The sequence below is a fragment of the Streptomyces sp. NPDC005551 genome (assembly GCF_042871785.1).
GTDB lineage: Bacteria > Actinomycetota > Actinomycetes > Streptomycetales > Streptomycetaceae > Streptomyces.
In genome coordinates this window covers 156237-173650 of the sequence record NZ_JBIAJE010000011.1, presented here as the reverse complement: position 1 = coordinate 173650, position 17414 = coordinate 156237, and the positions used below count along the sequence as shown (strand labels likewise).

Sequence of the window (17414 nt, the reverse complement as noted above, 5' to 3'; positions counted from 1 at the left end):
CCGCACGACGAAAGGCACCCCATGGCCACCACTCTCGCCGACGCCGGTCCCCGGCTGTGGGCACCGGCCCGGCAACGGCCCTTCCAGCTCCTGTGGCTGGGACAGTCGCTGTCCCTGCTCGGCGACGGCTTCAGCGTCGTCGCCTTCTCCTGGATCACCCTCGAACTGACCGGCTCCACCCTCGCCCTCGGCTACGTCCTCGCCTTCCAGGCCGTACCCCGCGCACTGCTCACCCTGGTGGGCGGCTCCCTCAGCGACTCCTGGTCCACCCGCACCCTCATGGTCGCCTCCAGCTGGACCCGGGCGGCACTGATGGCGGGCGTCGGACTCGCCGGACTGAGCGGCCAGTTGACGGTGGGGACACTGTGCGCGGCGGCCGCCGCCTTCGGCGCCGTCGACGCCTTCTTCCAGCCCGCCCGCGTCTCCATCCTGCCCTCCGTCGTGGACAAGGACCTGCTCACCGCGGCCAACGCGCTGCTGGGCACCGGCGCCCGGACCGCCGCCGTCGTCGGACCCGCCGTCGGCGGTGTCGTCATCGCCGTCACCCGCGCGCCGGTCGCCTTCCTCGTCGACGCCGTCTGCTTCGCCCTGTGCGGCTGGTGCGTGGCGAGCATCCGCACCCGCCCCGGGACCGGCCGCGCGCAGACCGGCGCGGCGAAGGAACGAACCCCCCTCGGCGCCCGCATCCGCGAAGGCGTCACCTACACCTTCCGCGACCCCCGGCTGCGGACGATCGTCGCCCTCGACACCGCCGTCAACTTCTGTTACGCCGGGCCCTTCACGGTCGGCTTCGCCACCCTCGCCGACCAGGTCCTGCGAGGCGGCTCCGCCACACTCGGCGTGCTCAACGGGTCCCTCGCCGGGGGCGCGATCCTCGGCACGCTCGCCGGCGGCGCGCTCGGCGGCCGGCCCCGGGTGGGCCTGCTGGTGGCCGCTCTCGCGGGCTGGCTGGGCGCCGGAATGGCCGTACTGGGCCTGGTGCACAGCACCGCGGCCGTCGTGGCGACCGTGCTCGCCATGGGCTTCGCCATCGGATTCCAGGGCGTGTTCGGACTCAGCTGGATCCAGCGGAACATCCCGCAGGACGTGCTCAGCCGGGTCGTCTCCGTCGACATGGTCCTCGGCTACGCCGCCGCCCCGCTGTCACTGATCGCGTGCGGCGCACTGGCACGCATCGACACGTTCGCCCTGTTCGCGACGGTGGCCGCCGTCCTCGCCGCGACGGGCCTCGCGGTCCTCGCCTCACGCGCGGTGCGCGAGATGCGCTAGGACACGCCCCGGCGCCGGGTTCAGGAGGACCGCAGGGCGGCCGACCGCGCGCACAGGTCCGCGCGGTTGGCCGCCCCCGTCTTGGTGATCAGGCTCGCGATGTGCTTCTCCGCCGTACGGGGCGAGATGAACAGCCGGTCGGCGATGTCCTTGTTGCCGAGCCGCTCCGCGAGCAGCCGGAACACCTCGAACTCCCGCACGGTCACCCCCTGCGCCCGCAACTTCTCGGGAATGCCGCTGGTGCCGGTGCGGTGCTGGTGCACGGGAGCACCGAGCCGGCGCAGCGCGGCCCGGCAGGCACCCGCCACGGCCGCCGTGTCCCGCTCGTGGAAGTGGTGTTCGGCGCGCCGCAGCCAGCCCACCGGATCACCCCAGCCGTCCTGGTGCGCCGCGTCGGCGATCAGCCGCAGGCCCAGATGCTGGGCCAGCGGGAAGGGCTGCGCCAGCACCAGCGCCGACTCCACCGCCGCCGCGGCCCGCGCGCCCGCCCCTTCCCGGCCGAGCAGCACCGCGTCGGCGAGCAGCACGAACTGCCGGTTCCAGCGCATCCGGGCGACGGCGGTGGCGGTGACCTCGTCGTGCCGGGCCCGGTCCGCGTCCCCGGCGAGCACGTCCAGCAGCAGGACGAGGCCGTGGGTGCCGCTGAGGTGGTAGGTGGAGGGATTGTCCGCCTCCAGCGCCACCACCGCCCGCAGCTCGGCACGGGCCAGCTCGCGCTCCTCCTCCAGCAGCGCGCAGAAGGCGCGGGCCAGCCCCAGGCACAGCGGCTCCTCCTGCGAGCCGGCACCGTCCCACTCGGTGAACGCGGCGAGCGCCGCCTGCATCGCCGTACGGTCCCCGCGGTGCGCCTCCAGGACGGACTGCGCCATCAGGACGTACCGCACGGCGGGCGCCAGCCGCAGGCGCCGCACCACGGCCAGGCATTCGGCGGCGGCCGACCGGGCGCCCTCGTAGTCGCCGCGCAGCACCGCGTCCAGCACGAGGATGCCGTCCACGGTGTGCACGAGGTGCACCGAGCCGAGCCGCAGCGCCTCCGCGCGGGCCGCCAGCAGACCCGAGGTGTCGCCCTCGGCGAGCCAGGCGTTGCCGCCCATGCGGGTGGCCGCGTACATGCGCTGCAGCGGCAGGCGGTGGCGTTCGGCCGTGGCGAGGGCCTGTTCGAGCATCGCCTGCGACTCCTGGGGGTCCCGTTCCCGGGCCACGGTGGCGAGCAGCTCGCTGGCCTGGCAGGCGACGACGGGCAGCCCGTACCGCTCGGCGGTGTCGGCGGCCGAGCGGGCCAGTTTCTCCGCGTGCTGGGTGCGGTCCGGCCCCGGGGTGTCCAGGGCCAGATAGGCGGCCGTGACGTCGACGGCCGCAGCCGTCGCCTCGTCCGGCGCGCTCGCCAGCATCTCGCGGGCACGCACGATCTGGCGGTTGCCGTCGCTCCACCGGCCCGCCGTGTGGGCGACCTTGGCCAGCCGGGTGTGCAGGGCGGCCAGGCGCGCCGGGCTCAGCCCGGACCCGCTCAGCACGTGCAGGTCCTCGGCCAGCGCGAAGGCGCGAGCGAAGTCACCGGCCTCCGCGAGGGCCGGCAGCAGGTTCTCCAGCACCTCGGCCCGCGCCTGCGGATCACCGGCGTCGGCCAGCAGGCTCTCCGCGCTGCTGAGCAGGGTCACGGCGGAGCCGAGCGCGCCCGCCGCCAGAGCCCGGCCGCCGGCCTCCGCGAACAGCAGCCCGGCCTCGACCCGGTCCCCGGCCTCGCACCGCAGCCCGGCCGCGAGCGCGCACCAGTCGCCGCCGAGGCCGGGGTGCAGTTCCTCGACCGCCTCCGCGCCCCGCCGGGCCAGCTCCGCCCGCTGACCCGGCGTCATCTGCGTGAACAGCGCCTCCACGGTGAGGGAGTGCCGGAAGGCGTACCAGTCCGGAGCCGGCTCGTCGGGGATGACCAGCCGCGCCGCCACGCCCGCGTGCAGATGGCTGAGCAGGGCCCGGTCGTCGACGCCGGTCATCCGCTGCAGCACGGTGAGCGGGAAGCGCCGGCCAAGGACGGCGGCGGCCGACAACAGGGTCAGGCCCTGCGCGCCAAGCCGGTCGATGCGGCGCAGAATGCCCCGCGCGAGCGTCGAGGAAACGTCACTGCGCAGATCCCCGACCGCACGCCAGCCCTGCGGCCCCTGCACCAGCGTCCCGGCCCCGATCATCGACTGCAGCAGCTCCTCCACCAGGTACGGGCTGCCCGCGCTGTCCTCCCACAGCCGCCGCAGGACCGCCTCGGGCACCTCGTCCGGGCCCTCGGCGCCGAGCTGCGCCGCGATCATGCCGTGCACCTGGGGGCGGGTCAGCGGCGGCAGCTCGACCAGCGCCGCGACACCGCGCCGGCGGGCGGACTGCGCGAGATCCAGCGCCTCGCTGAAGTCCGTGCGCACGGTGGCCAGCAGGAGTACGGGCGAGTACTCCAGGTTGTCCACCAGGTACTCCAGGACCCCGAGCGTCTCGGGGTCGGCGTCGTGCAGGTCCTCCAGCAGGAGCAGCTGGCCCTGCCCGCGCCCGGCGGCGGTCAGCAGACGCAGCACCGCCTCGCCCAGGATGACCATGGAGCTGCTCTCGCGTTCCCCGGTGTCCCAGTCGGGGATCAGCCGCCCGAGGACGGGGCGGTAGGGGCCAAGGGCCAGGTCGTCCACGGGCTCACCGCCGCGGAACAGCGACATCAGCGCCTCGGTGAGGGGACGGAACGGCACGGCCGGACCCGTGGTGCTGCTGCGCCCGCGCAGTACGCGCATCCCGGCGTCCAGCGCCCGGCCCACCGCCTCCGCCGCGAGCCGTGACTTGCCGACACCGGCCTCGCCGACCAGGAAGACGACACCGCCGCGTCCCTGCCTCGCCTCGGCCAAGGCACGTTCGAGCAGGGCGATTTGGGGGTCCCGCCCGACCAGGGATGGCGCATGGGAACGCATGAACGCAGATGATAATCGGAATATCCCGATCTGCGGCAGGTCGCCCGCTCCCGGTCTCTCCCGGCCGCTTCCGCCACCGGCTCCGCACGCAGCACGGCGGCGCGGACCCGGCGAACGGGCCCGCACCGCACACGCTGTCCGTACTGACCCGCCGTCAGTTCGGGGCGGAGACCGAGGTGTCCAGGGTGCTCAGCGTGATGACGACGCCGCTGGTCAGCACCATCCCCGCCAGCACGCGGGCCCGGGCGCAGGCACGGTTGCGGCCCCGGAGCGTGACGCCGCCCGCCGCGTCCTGCTCGTCGGCGCCGGTCTCGGTGACGTCGGCGGCGGTGGTGGCGAGGTGCTTGTCCATGACGGTGATCCCCTTCTGGTGTCCCGTGCGGAGCGCACGGTGGGAGGTGGAGAAATGCCGTGGTGCCGAGGAGCGCAGGTGCGTGGGTCGGTCAGTGGCCGGGGTGTCCCAGGAGCAGGACGGACGGCACGTTTTCGGGCCGGGCCAGGCGGAGCAGTCCGTAGCCGATGCCGGACAGTCCGGTCAGCAGCCCGGGGGAGGGGACGTGATCGGGGGTGGCACACCGGTGGCTCTGCGCCTCGACGAGGGCGAGCACCTGACCGCTGCGCCGGTTCAGCGCCTCGGCGGCGGTCGCGTCGCCCTGTCCGGCGAGGACGGTCAGCGCCTCCAGCGTGCCGAGGGTGCCCTGTCCAAGGCTCAGGTCCGGGCGTACCTCGGCGTCCGCCAGCCGGTTTGCCGGCCGGTCTTTCGGCCGGGGCGAACCCGGTTGCGGGGGAAGGTGGGCGGCGGCGGCCGCCACGCCCGCGAGCCCGCCGGCCCAGGACGTGTCGGCGTGCGCGGCCCCCGTGTCCCGGAGCGCCGTGCGGAGCAGGGCGTGGGCGGCGGCCGTGTGCCGGGCGGCACGTGCGGGCCGCCGGGCGGCGTACCGCAGCAACGCCCACCCGATCCCCGCGGCCCCGTCCGCGAACCCGGCGCCCCCGCCGATCCCCGCGGCCCCGTCCGCGAACCCGGTGCTCCCGCCGGCCTCCACGGCCCCGCCCGGGAGTCCGGTCCCGCCGGTCCCCGGGGTGCTGTCCGGGTCCGTGCGTCCGGTGTGCCCGCCGTTGCCGGTGGCGCTGCTCGCGAGTCCGGTGCGCTCACCGACCCCTGCGGGCCCGCCCGGCAGTCCGGTGCCCCCGCCGGCCTCCACGGCCCCGTCAGGGACCCCGGCGTCGTCGGCGCTTCCCGTGCTGCCGGTCGCAGTGTCCGTCGCGGCGGTGCCCTCCGCGGACCGGGCCGGTCCGGTGGCGCCGGACACCGTCGCCAGCAGCCGGTCCGCCACCGTGTCCGCCAGCCGCAGTGCCGCCGGATCGCCGGTCGCCTCGTGTGCCACGACGGCGGCGGCCAGTGCCCCGGCCGTGCCGCCGGCGAGCCCCGGGTCGGGGCAGGCCGCGACGGCGTGGCCGAGCGCGGTCAGCGCGTCCGGCAGACAGCCCGTCAGGTCCTCGCCGAGCAGCTCCGACAGCCGCACCAGGGCGTACACGATGCCGCCGAGCCCGTCGTAGGCGCCAGGCCCTGCCGCCGCGCTCAGCTCGGGGTCGCAGGCCAGTGCCTTCAGCAGGCCGGGCAGCGGCCGGACCGCCTCGCGGGCCGGGGCGGCGTACCGGCCGGCTCCGACCAGCGCGTCCGTGTGCGCGAGGAACAGCGCGACCCCGCAGTAGCCCTGCGCGAGCCCGGCGCCCATCGGCAGCACCGCCCAGTGCGGGCCGGAAACCCGTTCCAGGCCGAGCCAGTTGGTGCGGCCGCCGTCCCGTACCGCGCGGGCCGCGAGTTCGTCGGCGATCCCGCACGCGGCGGCGAGCAGCCGGGACGCGTCGGGCACGACGGCCGGTACCGGCGCCACCGCCAGCTCGGACCGGGGCCGGTCCAGCGGCGAACCGGTGCCCCGTGCCGCCAGCGTGGCCGAGATGATCCACTCCTGGTCGCGGCAGTCGACCTCGTCCATCCGGGCGATCTTCTCCCGCACCGCCGTCAGACTCGCCACCGGCAGCACTCCCGCCAGCCAGGTGCCGTCGGCCGCCCGGACCCCCGTACCGGACGGCCGGTGCGCGAAGAGGGGTACGTCCCCGCGCCACAGGTCCGCCGTCTCGTGCTCGATGAGCCGCCGGCGCACCTCGTCGTGCTCGGACTCGGTCCACAGCACCGCGAACACGCTCTCCCGGGCGAGCGCGTCGCCGAGCAGGGAGGGGTGGGCGGACTCCTCCAGCAGCGTCGCGTACAGGCGGGTGGAGCGGGCGATGAGCCGGGCCGGACTGCCGGCGCGGGACGCCAGCGGGCCGTCCTCGCCGAGCAGTTCACCGCCGTGCGCGGCGATCGCCGCGTACGCGGTGCGGAAACCCTCCAGCAGGGCCGCCCGGTGGTCGGCGCCCTGCAGCGGGCGGCCGGCGGGCAGCGGCTGGTTCTGCGCGGCGGGGCTGGGCAGCGGCGCGCGCACGGCCCGCATGGTGTCCCGCCCGCTGTCCTGCCAGTGCAGGCCCTCGCTCGGGAAAGTGCCGTCGGTGGACCGGCCGAGCGCGGAGATGTCCAGCGCCCCGTGTTCGCCGATCAGCAGGTGGGGCAGCAGGCAGGTGCGGTGCACGGAGGCGTGCAGGGCGTCGGCGGCCGGGTCGGCGCCCGCCGTCATGGGCTGCGGGAGCCCGGTGTGCAGGAGTGTCTCGGCGTCCACCAGGACCGGCTGGTCGCCGCAGGCGATGACGTTCTCGTAGTGCATGTCGGCGCCGTCCACCGCGTAGAGCAGCGCCAGCAGCGCTCCCTGGCGCCGGTAGAAGGCGTCGGTCTCGGTAACCGACCGGCACCAGCGGTGCTCGACGAACTCCAGCCAGCCGTACGCCCTCCGGCGCAGGCTGCGCGGAGTGCGCAGCGCCAGGCCGGGCACCTTGGCATTGAGCCAGCCCACCAGGTCGTCGAGCAGGGCGTGCTGGTCGAGCGGCCGGGGCTTGTACACCAGCCGCTCGCCGCTCGCGAAGTGCAGGACCGCCACGGACCGGTGGCCCTGGTGGGCGTCTCCGCGGCCCAGGTCGACCCGGGTGAGCGCCCCGGGGGCGCGACCGTCGAGGAGGGTGGTGGTCAGGGCGTCCCGGTCGGCGTGGAAGCGCGCCACCAGTTCGGCCGTCGCGTCCGTCGCGTCCAGCGCGCTCTGCCCGAGCATCCGGGCCAGCACCGGGTAGGCGGCGAACAGGCTGCCCAGCCCCCGGCGGGTGCCGGCGGCGGCGACGAAGGAGGCGAACCGCTCGCGCGGGCCGGCGCCGGCGAGGCGCCGGGCGCGCCGGGCCAGGTCGAGTTCGTGGACCAGCGTGCGGGCGGCCTGGCGGACCAGGTGGTGGGTCAGCCGGTGCTCGAACGCGCCCTGCCAGACGGCTCGTTCGGCGGCCGGAACGCCGGGCAGCAGCTCGGCGAGCCGGGCGGAGGCCGCGGCGACGACCGGGCGTACGACCGGTGCGAAGGCATCGGGTCCCTCACCGGGCACCACCGGCTCCACCGTGTCCTCGGCGTCCGCGTCCAGGACCGCCTCCACGTACGCCGCCCAGCGGGGCTTCACCGTCCGGGCGGCCAGCCGCTCGGCGGGCTCCGCCGCCAGGGCCGCCGCCGTGGCACCGTCCACCCCGAGGTGGGCCAGCCGCAGGGCGAAGCCCTCCGCGTCACCGGCGGCCCAGGGGGCGCGCCCGGTGGCCCCGGAAGCGGCGGGCGCCACCGGGAGTCCGGGGGCGGCGAGCCGTTCCGCGAGGGACAGCGCCGGAGCCCACCAGGCGAGTGGCAGGCCGGCGCTCCGGGGAGTCGGGAGGCTGGTGGTCTCGGTCACGGGAAAGAAGTTCGCAGAACCCCTGGGGTCCCCACATGGGGGAGCGGCCCCCATATTCTGCGCGGCCCCGCCCCGCCGGTGGGTACGGCGTGCGCGCAGACGCCCCCGGACGGGGAAAGACGCAGGTCGAACCGGGACCCCGGCCTCCCGGGACAGGACCGGGGGAGTGCCGGACATCCGCGTACGCAAGGCCGGTACGGCCCGCTGCACCCCCGCACTTCACGGGTCGCACCCCCACTTCCTGCGGCTCGCACCCGGGCACACCCCCATTCCCGCGGCGCGCCCCCCGCGTCCCCTCCCTCCTGCGGCCCCCGCGCCTACGCCCCGGACACCGCGCGGCTCCCCCCTGCCCGCCGCCGGCCGCCGCACACCCACCCGGAAGGCGGTCCTACGGGGGAGGGGGCCGCCCGCCCCGCGGGAAAGGTGGGGACCGGCTACCGATGCCCGCGCCCCGCCGCCGACGGCACGGTGTGCGCAGTACCCCAGACCGCCCGCAGCGCTGCTGACGGGGCGGACGACCTTTCAAGGAGCAGCAGATGGGAGCACCCCTACCCGTCGGTGTGGTCGCGCTCGACCCGGTGCTGGAGGCCGGCACCCGCAGTACCCTGCTCGCCTGCCCGGAGCTGACCGTGTGCGAGCCCGGCGACGCCCGGGTCGCCGTACTGACCGTGGACCGGCTCGGCCCCGCCGAACTCGACATGGTGCGCACCACCCGCGCCCACCGGCAGCGCCCCGCCGTCGTCCTGGTGGTCGCCGCCCTCGCCTCCGGCGACGCCCTGCACGCCCTGGCCGCCGGTGCCCGCGGCGTGCTGCTGCGCCGCGAGGCCGACGCCTCCCGTCTGAACCACGCGGTGCTGGCCGCCGCCCGGGACGACTGCACACTGCCACCCGAGCTGCTCGAACAGTTCCTGGACCGTCCGGCGAACACCCGGCACGGCTCGGGCGGCTGGGCCGGCGGCATGCTGTCGGACCGGGAACGCTCGGTGCTGCGGCTGGTCGCCGACGGGCACGAGACGGCGGAGATCGCCCAGCAGCTGGCCTATTCGCCGCGGACCGTGACCACCGTCGTCCACGACATCACCCAGCGGTTCAGGCTGCGCAACCGTGCCCACGCGGTCGCCTACGCGCTGCGGGCGGGTCTGCTGTGACGGCCACCCTGATCGCCGCGCCCCCCGCGCCCCCCGCGCCCCCCGCGCCGGCCACGCCGGTCCCGCCCGGTGCGCTCCCTTCGCGCCCGGTCCTGCGCATCCCGCCCTCGCGCGGCGCGGACCGCGTCCGCGCCCTCGCCCGCCGCGCCGGCTTCGCCTGCGAGCCCGATCACGAGCACGGGCACGGGCCTGCCGGGCCCGGGAGCGTGAGCGTGGTCGTGGCCGCCGACGCCGAACAGGCGCTGCGCTGCGGGCGGGACCCCGGCCGGCTGCTGCTCGTGTGCGACACCGTCAGCCGCAGGGGCCTGCTGCTGGCCCTGCGCACCGGAGCGGTCGTCCTGAGAACCGCGGACCTCACCGAGGAGACCCTCGCGGCCGCCGTACGCCGCGCCGCCCACCCCCATCCGAGCATCCCCTATCCGGAACTCTCCCACCTGCTGACCACGGCTCGCGGATCCGGCGAACCGGTACCGGACGTGCGGCCCCCGGCCCTGACGGCCCGCCAGATGTCCGTGCTGCGCCTGCTGGCCGAGGGCCACGCCAACGCGGGCATCGCCCGCCTGCTGGACTGTTCCGAACACACCGTCAAGAACGTCATCTACGAGATCATGGCGCGTCTGCAGGCCCGCAACCGGGCCCACGCGGTCGCGCAGGCCGTGCGCCACGGCCTGGTCTGACGCGCCGAGGACACCGGGGGCGGGGGAGGGGCGGGGACGGGACCCATGGACACCGGGCGCCAGGAGCGCCCGCGCGGTCCACCCGTCTCACCCCGTGGGCCCGCGTCCGGCACCCGGGACACGGGGGTGGGGCCGGGCGGCCGAACGCGGGGCGGACGAAGGCCGCACCGCGCGCATGCGGCGGGAGAAGGCCGTCAGAACGCGGGCGCCGGCAGCAGCCGCGGTACGAGCCGTTCCTCCACGGCCCGCTCACCGTCCCGGCGCACCACGTAGGCGGCCTTGTCCGGCAGTTCCGCCACGACCTCGACCAGTTCGGTGCCCCGGTACACCAGGCCCACCCCGTCGTCGGTGCAGTGGGCCGTCGCGAAGGTGCCGTCGGCGACCATGCGGTGGATCAGGGGACGCCGGCCCGCATCGGAGTCGTAGTGCACGCCGTTGCCGTACGGAAGCAGGCCAAGACCCCCGGTCACCGGCCGCAGTTCGGGCCCGAAGGAGTCCGTGGCACCGCCCTCGAACCAGCAGATGGAACCCGCGCTCACCCCGGCCAGCACCACACCCGCCCGCCACGCGCGCCGCATCACCGCGTCCAGCGCGTGGACCCGCCACACGGCGAGCAGGTTGGCCACCGAGCCGCCCATCACCCAGACCACGTCGTGGTCGAGGACCGTGCCCTCCACGTCGTCGACGTTCGGCATGGGGAACAGGTGCAGCGGGGTCAGATCGAAGCCCGCGATGCGGGCCGCCTCCGCCATCCGCGCCGCGACGTGCTCGGCGTCCCCCACCGCCGTGCCGACGTACAGGATGCGCGGACGCCTGCCGTGCACACCGGAGAGGTCCACCGCGTGGTGGACCAGAGCATCGAAGAGGACCCGGGCACGCGCGCCGACGCGGTGGCCTCCGGAAGTGGCGAGGATGGTCGGTTCAGCGCCGCTCACGCCCGTGATCGTATCGCGGTCCCCCGCGCCGGGACGTGGGAAAGCCGTGAAGAGCGGACCGCCGGCACCTCGCGGGAAGCGCCCCGGCAGCACGGCGGGGACCGGTCCGTCGACCGGTCCCCGCCGTGCTGCCGCGGGTGCCCTCACGGTGCCCGCAGGGCCACAGCCGCCCCGTATCCCGCGGGGACCAGGACGTCCCGCACGGTCCACTGCGGCGACGGAGCGGCCGGCCGCGGCCCGGTGCCCACGTAGTCGAGCGCCGGATCCCGCACCAGTCCGGTGCCCAGGCCCTTGAGGTAGGCCTCCTTGCGCACCCAGGCCCGGGTGAAGGCCGCCGGCCGCTCGTGCGCGGGCAGCCGCGCCAGTTCCCGCGCCTCCGCCGGATGCAGCGCGCACTGCGCGCCGAGCACCGCCTGCGCGGTGGCCAGCCCCTCCACGTCGACACCGACCGGCGCCGGGGCGAGCGCCACCATCACCAGGTCCCCGCTGTGCGACAGGGAGAAGTGCACCCCGGCCGTGCGCAGCGCCGGCCGGCCGTGCGGACCGCCGCAGCCGGCGCACGGCTCACGCATCAGCGGCAGCGCCTCGGCGCGGATGCCCAGCAGGACACTCAGCACACTGCGCAGCGCCGCGTGCGCGACCACATAGGCGTCGCGGTCCCGGTCGCGCCGGAACGCGCGCGCCCGCGCCCGTTCCTCCGCGTCCAGCAGTTCCCGCGCGCGCCGCAGCGCCCGCTCGTCCTGCGCCCCGACCTGGGCCAGGTACAGCTCCAGCGGTCCCCGCAGCGCCCGCGGGCCCGGCGGATACGTCCGCTCGGGCAGCGCGGACAGGTCCAGCACGGCCGGGCACAGCCGTTGCGGTGGCGGTACCGCCGGAGGACCATGGGCCGGCCGCGACAGGAGCCGGCCCGGACGGCCCTCAGACATCTGCCCCGGCCAGCCGGCGGCGCAGGCTGAGCGGGCGCATGTCCGTCCAGATCACGCCGATGTGGTCGAGGCACTCCTGCCGGCTGCCGCGCCGGCCCTCCGGGTACCAGCCGGCGGGCACCTCGCGGTCCGCCCGCCAGATCGAGTACTGCTCCTCGTCGTTGCGCACCACGAGGTACACCTCGTCGGTGCCGGGGCGGGGTGCCTCGCCGCCCGCGCCGGTCGCGGAGTTGGGTTGCGTCACGGTGAACCTCCCGCAGGTGATGGGGCCGGCCACAGGTCAGGGGCCGACGCTGCCAGCGTGCCCGGGCCCGCCGGGCGGGGTCAGGGACGAACGCGCCGTACCGGTGGCGTGCGTTGCTGCCGGATCTTCTCTGGTGAGCCACGGCCCCGGCGCGGGACCGTGCTCTCCGGCCGGGGCGCCCGGCATCCCGGCGGCGGCACCCGCCCGGCCGGGCAGAGGGACCCCCGCGCACCCCCCTTTCCGGAAGGAGCACGCGATGTCGGACGAGCACGCACCTGTCCTGCTGCCGGGCGGAGGCTGGCGGCTGTGGGACCAGTTCGCGCTGCGCGGCCCCGGCTTCCCCGCCGACGGCGTGCTGCGCCTGGCCCCGCCCGGACTGGCCGAGGCCGCCGACAAGTTCGGCCCCGGCACGGACCTGTCCGGGCCCGAGTGGCAGGCCTTCACCGAGGAACTGTCCGCCGCCGCCGTACACACCGCCCGCCACCTCCAGGAGGTGGCCGCCCAGCCCCGCTTCCAGGCGGCCCTCGCCTGGCAGAACCCCGCCGTCCTGCGGACCGGCATCGCCCCGTTCCTGCGCTGGAAGCCGGGCGTGGACAGCCGCAGCAGCATGCCGCGCCAGCGCGAGGAGCTGGTCGCGCACTACTGGCAGCGGTTCTGCGTGAAGAACGACACCATCGGCTTCTTCGGCCCCGTCGGCTGGGGCCGCTGGGACCTGTCCGCGCCGGACGCCGTCGCCGTGGACCCCGGCGACGGCTTCCTCGCCGCGCAGGAGGTGTACTTCTCCGGCTGGGCAATCGACGCCCTGGCCAAGGTCCTCGGCGAGGACCGCGAACTGATGCGCTGGATCCCGCCGCGCCGGGTGTCCTTCGTACGCTGCCAGGACGGCCAGGTACGGGTCCCCGGACGCCCCGCACAGCCCATCGGCGCACGCGAACTCGCCGTACTGGAACGCTGCGACGGCACCCGGCACACCGACGCCATCGCCGCCGAACTGGGCCTTCCCGCCGACGAGGTGGCCCACACGGTCGGCGAGCTGCTCACCCGGCGCTGGGTGCACTGGCGGCTGGAGGTGCCCGCGGCCACCCACCCCGACCGCGCCCTGCGCCGCATCCTGGAACGCGTCCCCGACCAGGCCGCCCGGCAGCGGGCACTGGACAGGCTCGCCGTCCTGGAACGCGGCCGGGACGCCGTACGCGCCGCCCGCTTCGACGCCGGCGCGCTGACCGCCGCGATCGCCGCCCTGGAAGCCGACTTCGCCGCGCTCACCGACAGCGAGGCCCAGCGCGCCAAGGGCGAACGCACCGCCCCCTGCCGGGGCCTGGTGTACTCCGACGCACGCCGGTCGGCCACGGCCACGGCCGGCGCCGCACTGCTGGCACACCTGGAGCCCCTGCAACTGTGCCTGACCGCCGCCCGCTGGATGACGAACCGCTTCGCCGAAGCCGTCCGGGGCCGCCTGCACACCGTGTACGACCGCCTGCGCGCGAGCGGCGGACCGGTGGACCTCGGCACCCTGTGGCTGCACACCCTGCCCTCCCCGCACCCCGACGCCGGCGACCTGATCGACGCGGCCCAGGCCGAACTGCGCGCCAAGTGGGCCCGCGTCCTCCACCTTCCGCCGGGCGCGCGCCGGGTACGGCTGAGCACGGCCGAACTGGCCGAACGGGTACGCCGGGAATTCGACGAACCGGGCGACGGCTGGTCGCTGGCCCGGTACATCAGCCCCGACGTCCTGGTCATCGCCGAGGACGACGCCGCCCTGGCCCGCGGCGACGTCCGGCTCGTCCTCGGCGAGATGCACTGCGCGCTCAACACCATGGGCGCCTCCCTGTTCGTCCACCAGCACCCGGACCGCGACGAGCTGCTCGCCGAGACCACCCGCGACTTCCCCGGCCCGCGACTGCTGCCCACCCTGCCGAAGGAACTGCCGCTGAAGTGGTCCACACGCAGCCGGCCCTCACTGGACCGCCCCGAGGACCACTACGTGACCCTGGTCGACCAGACCGGCGACCCGCACCGCCCCCGCACGGTGCTGAGCGCCGACGTCCTGGTGGAGGAACGCGACGGCCGGCTGACCGCCGTGCTGCCCGACGGCACCGCCCACGACCTCCTCGACGTCTACGCCAACACCCTCACCCAGCGCGTCATGGACCGCTTCACCCTGCGCCCCGAGGGCGAACACACCCCGCGCATCACCATCGACCGCATGATCGTGGCCCGCGAGACCTGGCAACTGCCCGTCGCGGAGGTCGACTTCGCCGACGAGAAGACCGAGGCCGCCCGCTTCGTCCGGGCCCGGCACTTCCAGCAGCGGCACGAACTGCCCCGGTTCGTGTTCGTCGTCTCCCCGACCGAACCCCGCCCCTTCTACGTCGACTTCGACAGCCCCGTCTACACGACGATCCTCGCCAAGGCGGCCCGCAGGCTCGCCCGCAAGGACCCCGCGGCCCGGCTGAAGGTCAGCGAGATGCTGCCCACCCCCGAGCAGGCCTGGCTCACCGACGACGAGGGCCGCCGCTACACCTCCGAACTCCGCTTCGTTGCCGTCGACCAGACCGTCGCCGGCGTGGGGGAGGACTGATGCGCACGATCGCCGACGACATCGCCGCGCACGCCGCCCGGACCCCGCAGCGCATCGCGCTGACCACCCCCGCCGGTGACGTGACGTACGCCCGCCTCGCCGCCCGCGTCGAGGAGCTCACCCGGCTCCTGCGCGCCCACGGCGTCCGGCCGGAGACGGTGTGCGCCGTCGCCGTCGAGCACGGCACCGACGCGGTCGCCGCCATGGCGGCGGTCCTGCGCTGCGGCGCCGCCTTCCTCACCCTGGACGTGGGACAGCCCCGGGACCGGCTGACGGCCTTCGTGCGCAGCGCAGGCGCCCGCCTGCTGCTGACCACGTCCGCGCACGCCTCCCTCCTCGGCCAGGCCCTGCCCACCGTCCTGCTGGACCGCCCCGCACCCCCCAACGCCCCGCCGCCACCCCCGGCCGACCCCCGCGCCCTCGCCTACGTCAGTCACACCTCCGGCAGCACCGGGGAACCCAGCGCCGTCCTGATCGAACACCGCTCCCTCGACGCCTACCTGCGCGACACCGCCCACGCGTTCGGCCTGGGCCCCGGCACGGTCGCCCTGCAGACGGCGCCGCTGGGCTACGACGCCTCGATCCGCGACACCTTCGTCCCGCTGCTGGCCGGAGCACGGCTGGTGATCGTGGACCGGGCCCGGCTGCTGCGCCCCGAGGAGTTCGCCCGCACCGTCCAAGAGCACCGGGTGACGGCCCTGCTCAGCGTCACCCCCTCCTTCCTCTCGCACCTGGCCGGGGCGCCGGGACTCACCGATCCGCTGGCCGGGGTCGCCCTGGCCGCCTCCAGCGGCGAGTCGCTGCGGCCCTTCCTCGCCGCCGGCGGGCGCCCGCTCGTACCCGGCAGGCTCGTCAACCAGTACGGCCCGACCGAGTGCACGATGACCACCACCCGCCACAGCGTGCCGGCCGAACCCGACCCGTCCGCCGACCTGGTGGGCGTGCCCCGGCCCGGCACCGTCCTGCGGATCCTGGACGCGGACCTCACGCCGGTCGCCCACGGCACGGTGGGCGAGGTGTACATCGGGGGAGAGGGACTGGCCCGCGGCTACGGCGGGCGCCCGGCCCGCACGGCCGAGTGCTTCGTCCCCGACCCCTTCGGGCCGCCCGGCGCCCGCCTCTACCGAACCGGCGACCTCGGCTGGTGGGACGAGGCGGGACTGCACTACGCCGGCCGCACCGACCGGCAGGTCAAGATCCGCGGCTACCGCGTCGACCCGGCCGAGGTGGAGGGCGCCCTGCTCTCCCACCCGGGGGTCACGGGCGCGGTGGTGACCTCCCACACCGACGACCGGGGGCGCGTCCACCTGCTCGCCCACGTCACCGGCGACCTGGCCGACGTCACGGACGCGGTCCTGCGCGGCCACCTCGCCCGGTCGCTGCCGCCCCATCTGATGCCGCGCCGCTTCCAGCGACTGGACACGCTGCCCACCACCCGCGGCGGCAAGGCGGACCGCCGCCGGCTGGCCGCCGGGAGCACCCGATGACCGCCACCGGTCTGCGGCCGGGCACCGGTGACCTGCGCGCCGGCACCAGCCGCCGGCACCTCGGCCCCGCGCTCCGCGGCCCCGCCGAACCCGGCCCCGCCGGCCTCGGCCCCGCGGACCTCGAAGCCGCCGCCGCCCGCATCGCCCCCCACATCGTCCGTACGCCCCTGCTGCGCGGCCCGGTGACGGCGGCGCACGGCTCCCGGCTCCTGCTGAAGGCCGAACACCTCCAGCTCGGCGGCTCGTTCAAGACGCGCGGCGCCGCCAACGCCGTCCTCGCCCTGGGCGCCGACCGGGTCGTCACCGGCTCCTCCGGAAACCACGGCATCGCCCTCGCCAGGCTCGCCCGCACCCTCGGCATCCGGCTGACCGTCGTCCTCGCGCAGGGCGCTTCCCCCGCCAAGGCCGCCGCGGTCCGGGCACTGGGCGCCGAGACCCTCCGGGTGGGCGGCGGGGTGGCCGAGCGGGAGGAGCGTGCCCGGACGCTCGCGCAGGAGACCGGTGCCCTCCTCGTCCCCTCCTCGGACCACCCCCTGGTGGTCGCCGGGCAGGGCACGGCCGGAAGCGAACTGCTCGCCGACGCCCCCGCCACCGAGACCGTCTACGTCCCCACCGGCGGCGGCGGGCTCCTCGCCGGCGTGTGCCTCGCCGCCACCGGCCGCCCGGTCCGGGTGGTCGGGGTCGAACCCGCCCTCACCCCGCGCTACGCCCGCTCCCTGGCCGCCGGCCGCCCCGTCCGGCTGCCGCCCAGCACCACCGTCGCGGACGGGCTGCGCGGCCAGTGCCCCGGACACGTCCCCCTCCCCATCATCCGGGACCGCGTCGACGACCTGATCGCCGTCGGCGACGCCGAGATCCTCGCCGCCACCGCCCTGCTGCACCGGCACGGCGTCCACGCCGAACCCAGCGGAGCCGTCGCACTGGCCGGGGCGCTGCGCGCCGGCCGCCGCGAATACGCCGTTGCCATCGTCTCGGGCGGCAACACCCCCGCCCGCCTGCACGCCACCCACCCCGACCCGCACACCGACCAGTACCCCGACTCGCACACCGACCCGTATCCCGCTGCCCGCACGAAGGAGCACACGTCATGACCTCGAACACCGCCACCGCCGCGACGTCCCTCACCACGGTCGACCTGCTCGTCGGCATCTTCCAGGACGTGCTCGGCCTGCCCGACCTCACCGCGGACACCGACTTCTACGAGGCGGGCGGCGACTCGCTCACCGCCTTCCAGATCACCGGCCGCCTCCAGGAGGCGATCGGTGCCGACGTCCCGGTCTCCCTGGTCTTCGCCTACCCCACGCCGCTCGACCTGGCCGAGGTCGTCGACGCCGACTACGGCGCCGCCTGACCCCTCCCG

At 76.0% G+C, this 17414-nt stretch carries 13 protein-coding genes; 7 read left to right on the top strand and 6 right to left on the bottom strand.

The genetic code is table 11. The annotated features are described in order from the left end of the window. The first annotated feature begins 21 nt into the window (after positions 1 to 21). Complete coding sequence (locus ACFYP4_RS29385) at positions 22 to 1269, top strand: MFS transporter (protein ID WP_358850604.1); 1248 nt, start codon at positions 22 to 24, stop codon at positions 1267 to 1269. Positions 1270 to 1289: 20 nt separating this feature from the next. Here ACFYP4_RS29385 and ACFYP4_RS29380 read toward each other — a convergent pair whose 3' ends face one another. The 3 genes from ACFYP4_RS29380 to ACFYP4_RS29370 all read right to left on the bottom strand — a co-directional run bounded on the left by ACFYP4_RS29380 (position 1290) and on the right by ACFYP4_RS29370 (position 8056). Next, positions 1290 to 4205 carry an AAA family ATPase gene (locus tag ACFYP4_RS29380; protein WP_358850603.1) on the bottom strand — a complete coding sequence of 972 codons (2916 nt, stop codon included), beginning with the start codon at positions 4203 to 4205 and terminating at the stop codon, positions 1290 to 1292. 154 nt (positions 4206 to 4359) lie between these two features. Next, complete coding sequence (locus ACFYP4_RS29375; protein ID WP_358850602.1) at positions 4360 to 4557, bottom strand: hypothetical protein; 198 nt, start codon at positions 4555 to 4557, stop codon at positions 4360 to 4362. A gap of 91 nt (positions 4558 to 4648) precedes the next feature. Next, positions 4649 to 8056: a type 2 lanthipeptide synthetase LanM family protein gene (locus tag ACFYP4_RS29370; protein WP_388789459.1), complete on the bottom strand. Its 3408-nt coding sequence runs from the start codon at positions 8054 to 8056 to the stop codon at positions 4649 to 4651. Between the two features lie 536 nt (positions 8057 to 8592). Here ACFYP4_RS29370 and ACFYP4_RS29365 point away from each other — a divergent pair. Together ACFYP4_RS29365 and ACFYP4_RS29360 are read left to right on the top strand one after the other, a co-directional pair. Further along, entirely contained in the window at positions 8593 to 9204 is a 612-nt protein-coding gene (locus ACFYP4_RS29365) for a response regulator transcription factor (protein WP_358850600.1), read from the top strand. After that, positions 9201 to 9881: a response regulator transcription factor gene (locus ACFYP4_RS29360; RefSeq protein WP_388789456.1), complete on the top strand. Its 681-nt coding sequence runs from the start codon at positions 9201 to 9203 to the stop codon at positions 9879 to 9881. The genes ACFYP4_RS29365 and ACFYP4_RS29360 overlap by 4 nt, the downstream gene beginning before the upstream one ends. 194 nt (positions 9882 to 10075) lie before the next feature. Here the strand turns inward: ACFYP4_RS29360 and ACFYP4_RS29355 are convergent, their stop codons facing one another. The 3 genes from ACFYP4_RS29355 to ACFYP4_RS29345 form a co-directional block, all read right to left on the bottom strand. Then, positions 10076 to 10816 carry a peptidase E gene (locus ACFYP4_RS29355; protein ID WP_358850598.1) on the bottom strand — a complete coding sequence of 247 codons (741 nt, stop codon included), beginning with the start codon at positions 10814 to 10816 and terminating at the stop codon, positions 10076 to 10078. Positions 10817 to 10959: 143 nt separating this feature from the next. Beyond that, the gene (locus ACFYP4_RS29350) at positions 10960 to 11655 is read right to left on the bottom strand and encodes a 4'-phosphopantetheinyl transferase superfamily protein (RefSeq protein ID WP_358850597.1); all 696 of its coding nucleotides are present in this window, start codon (positions 11653 to 11655) and stop codon (positions 10960 to 10962) included. A gap of 79 nt (positions 11656 to 11734) precedes the next feature. After that, positions 11735 to 11986 (bottom strand): MbtH family NRPS accessory protein, encoded by a 252-nt coding sequence (locus tag ACFYP4_RS29345; RefSeq protein WP_358850596.1) that lies wholly within the window; start codon positions 11984 to 11986, stop codon positions 11735 to 11737. Positions 11987 to 12242: 256 nt separating this feature from the next. On the opposite strand from ACFYP4_RS29345, the gene ACFYP4_RS29340 reads away from it, so the two are divergent. Genes ACFYP4_RS29340 through ACFYP4_RS29325 form a run of 4 tightly spaced genes read left to right on the top strand, consistent with a single transcriptional unit; the run spans position 12243 to position 17405 of the window. Next, entirely contained in the window at positions 12243 to 14567 is a 2325-nt protein-coding gene (locus ACFYP4_RS29340; protein ID WP_358850595.1) for a lantibiotic dehydratase, read from the top strand. After that, complete coding sequence (locus tag ACFYP4_RS29335; RefSeq protein ID WP_358850594.1) at positions 14567 to 16054, top strand: amino acid adenylation domain-containing protein; 1488 nt, start codon at positions 14567 to 14569, stop codon at positions 16052 to 16054. Before ACFYP4_RS29340 ends, ACFYP4_RS29335 begins: the two co-directional genes overlap by 1 nt. Then, on the top strand, positions 16051 to 17145 hold the full coding sequence (locus ACFYP4_RS29330) for a threonine/serine dehydratase (RefSeq protein ID WP_388789451.1): 1095 nt from the start codon (positions 16051 to 16053) through the stop codon (positions 17143 to 17145). Before ACFYP4_RS29335 ends, ACFYP4_RS29330 begins: the two co-directional genes overlap by 4 nt. Beyond that, a complete protein-coding gene (locus tag ACFYP4_RS29325; RefSeq protein ID WP_358850592.1) occupies positions 17142 to 17405 on the top strand; it encodes an acyl carrier protein in 264 nt (87 codons plus the stop codon). Before ACFYP4_RS29330 ends, ACFYP4_RS29325 begins: the two co-directional genes overlap by 4 nt. Positions 17406 to 17414: the final 9 nt, after the last annotated feature.

What these genes read in the sequence shown, in the direction of transcription:
- ACFYP4_RS29375 (WP_358850602.1), bottom strand. Translation starts at nt 4,557, where the DNA reads ATGGACAAGCACCTCGCCACCACCGCCGCCGACGTCACCGAGACCGGC.
- ACFYP4_RS29385 (WP_358850604.1), top strand. Translation starts at nt 22, where the DNA reads ATGGCCACCACTCTCGCCGACGCCGGTCCCCGGCTGTGGGCACCGGCC.
- ACFYP4_RS29330 (WP_388789451.1), top strand. Translation starts at nt 16,051, where the DNA reads ATGACCGCCACCGGTCTGCGGCCGGGCACCGGTGACCTGCGCGCCGGC.
- ACFYP4_RS29365 (WP_358850600.1), top strand. Translation starts at nt 8,593, where the DNA reads ATGGGAGCACCCCTACCCGTCGGTGTGGTCGCGCTCGACCCGGTGCTG.
- ACFYP4_RS29340 (WP_358850595.1), top strand. Translation starts at nt 12,243, where the DNA reads ATGTCGGACGAGCACGCACCTGTCCTGCTGCCGGGCGGAGGCTGGCGG.
- ACFYP4_RS29335 (WP_358850594.1), top strand. Translation starts at nt 14,567, where the DNA reads ATGCGCACGATCGCCGACGACATCGCCGCGCACGCCGCCCGGACCCCG.
- ACFYP4_RS29325 (WP_358850592.1), top strand. Translation starts at nt 17,142, where the DNA reads ATGACCTCGAACACCGCCACCGCCGCGACGTCCCTCACCACGGTCGAC.
- ACFYP4_RS29380 (WP_358850603.1), bottom strand. Translation starts at nt 4,205, where the DNA reads ATGCGTTCCCATGCGCCATCCCTGGTCGGGCGGGACCCCCAAATCGCC.